This window comes from Sutterella parvirubra YIT 11816 (assembly GCF_000250875.1).
GTDB lineage: Bacteria > Pseudomonadota > Gammaproteobacteria > Burkholderiales > Burkholderiaceae_F > Sutterella > Sutterella parvirubra.
The window spans coordinates 1-2,154 of sequence record NZ_JH604974.1; the positions used below are offsets into that span (position 1 = coordinate 1).

Below are 2,154 nucleotides of genomic sequence, written 5' to 3' on the forward strand. Positions count from 1 at the left end.
CTCAGCCCAAAACATAAAAAAGTCGGGAGAAAATCACGGCCAGAGCGAAAGGTCCTCGACGGTGACGCCCTTCGAGGCGGCCAAATCCGCGAGGATGCCGTGCACCAAACGGTCGATCGCGACGGCGCGGAGCTCCTTCCGGTCGATGCCCGGATTGAAGATCGCCGTGACGCGCAGCCCCTCGAGAAGGGAGCGGCTCAACGCCAGCTGCGCCTGCATCTTCGCCTTCGGAATCGGCCAGGAGTTTTGCCTGTTGTTGATCACGTCGTTCGAGATCACCTCGTAGAGGCGCTGGTTCGCGCGCGCGATGTTGTCGCGCACGCGCTCGTTGATCATCGCCTCGGCGGCGATGCTCACGGCGACGCGCGCGCCGTCGCTGTCGAGATAGGCGTCGACGAAGGACGTCATGTGTTCGCGCAGACGCTCGCCCAACGTCCCTTCGCCCTGGGCTTTCCCGCCCTGCACCGCGATCTCGATGAACCGGTCGGTCTCGCGCTCGACGATCGCCTCGACGATCTCCTCCTTGTTGGCGAAGTAGTTGTAGATGTTGCCGAGGCTGCCGCCCTGCTCGCGCGCGATGTCGCGCAGCGTGAGCCGGTGGAGCCCCGTCTTCATCACGCAGCGTTCGGCCGCCTCGATGATTTCGAGGCGGCGCCGTTCGGCGAGACTTCCGCAGAGGACCTCATTCACTTGGCGTCACCCTCGGCGGGCTGCTCTTCGAGCGCACCGCCCCCAAGAACCTTGTAGAGCGTGACGAAGCTCGACGCGCGCGCGAGCTGCGCCGAGATGAGGAGCTGTTCGGCGGCGACCGCCGCACGCTGCATGTCGAGCACCTCGGTGTAGGCGGCGGCGCCGTGCTCATAGCGGCTTTCCGACAGCTTGAAGGCCTTCACCGCGGCGTCCGCATACTCTTCGCGGGCTTTGAGTTCGCTCTCGACGGTGCCTTCGGTGGCGAGCGCGTTGGCGACCTCCGTGAAGGCCGTCTGGATCGCCTTTTCGTAGTTGGCGACGGCGATCTGCTGCGAGGCTTCCGCCGCACGCAGGTTGGCGAGGTTCAACCCGCCCGTGAAGATCGGAATCGTCACGTTCGGCGTGAAGCTCCACATGCCGCTGCCGCTCCCGAAGAGCTGGCTCAGTTCCGTGCCGCTCGTGCCGAGCGCGCCGGTCAAGGAGATGCTCGGGAAGAAGGCGGCGCGGGCGGCGCCGATGTAGGCGTTGGCGCCGATCAGGTTCCTCTCGGCCTGACGGACGTCGGGACGGTTGAGGAGCACTTCGCTCGGGAGCCCTTCGGGGAGGCTCGGCATGACGACCGCACCCAATTCGATCCCCTTCGGGAGAAGGTCGTCGGCGACGGGGGCGCCCACGAGGAGTTCGAGCGCGTTCTTGTCCTGCGCGACCGCGCGGACGTAGCTCTCGATCGCGGCGCGCGCGGCGGCGACGGTCGTGCGGGCCTGCTCGTACTCGAGCTGGCTCGTCGCACCGAGCTTCCAGCTGTCGGTCATGAGCTGGAAGCTCTTTTCCTGGCTCGCCAACGTTTCGCGCTGGAGTTCGAGCTGACGGACGTCGGCCCCCAACTGCAGCCACGCCATCGCGATTTCGGCGATCAGCGTGTTGCGCGCGGAAAGACGCGCGTCGTCCGAAGCGAGGTAGGCCTGAAGGGCCTGCTCGTTCAGGTTCCGCACGCGCCCGAAGAAGTCGAGCTCATAGCTCGACATCGCGAGCTGCGCGGTGTACTGGTGCGAGGTGACGTGCGAACCCGTCTGCGAGAGCGTCGCGGGCGTACGCTGCCCGGCGTTCTGCGCCGCGGCGGCAATCGTCGGGAAGAGTTCGGAGCGCTGGACGCCGTACTGCGCGCGGGCGAGTTCGACGTTCAGGGCGGCGGCGCGCAGGTCGCGGTTGTTCTCCAACCCCGTCTCGATCACGCGGCGAAGGCGCTGATCCGCGACGATCTCCTGCCAGGGCGCGAGCGCCCCGCGGCGAAGCTCGCTCTGCTGATAGGCCTCGCCCTCGGGCCAGGCCTGCGCGACGGGCGCTTCGGGGCGCACGTAGTCCGGCGCGAGGTTCACACAGCCCGCAAGCGCCATCACGGCGACGAGGGGCAAGCATCGAAACACTTTCTTCATTTGGTCTTGGCCGGACCGGCGGAGCCGGTCC

At 67.0% G+C, this 2,154-nt stretch carries 2 protein-coding genes; both read right to left on the bottom strand.

The genetic code is table 11. The annotated features are described in order from the left end of the window. Positions 1-33: 33 nt before the first annotated feature. On the bottom strand, positions 34-690 hold the full coding sequence (locus tag HMPREF9440_RS05990) for a TetR/AcrR family transcriptional regulator (RefSeq protein ID WP_008542469.1): 657 nt from the start codon (positions 688-690) through the stop codon (positions 34-36). After that, a complete protein-coding gene (locus HMPREF9440_RS05995; protein ID WP_040764150.1) occupies positions 687-2,123 on the bottom strand; it encodes an efflux transporter outer membrane subunit in 1,437 nt (478 codons plus the stop codon). The genes HMPREF9440_RS05990 and HMPREF9440_RS05995 overlap by 4 nt, the downstream gene beginning before the upstream one ends. Positions 2,124-2,154: the final 31 nt, after the last annotated feature.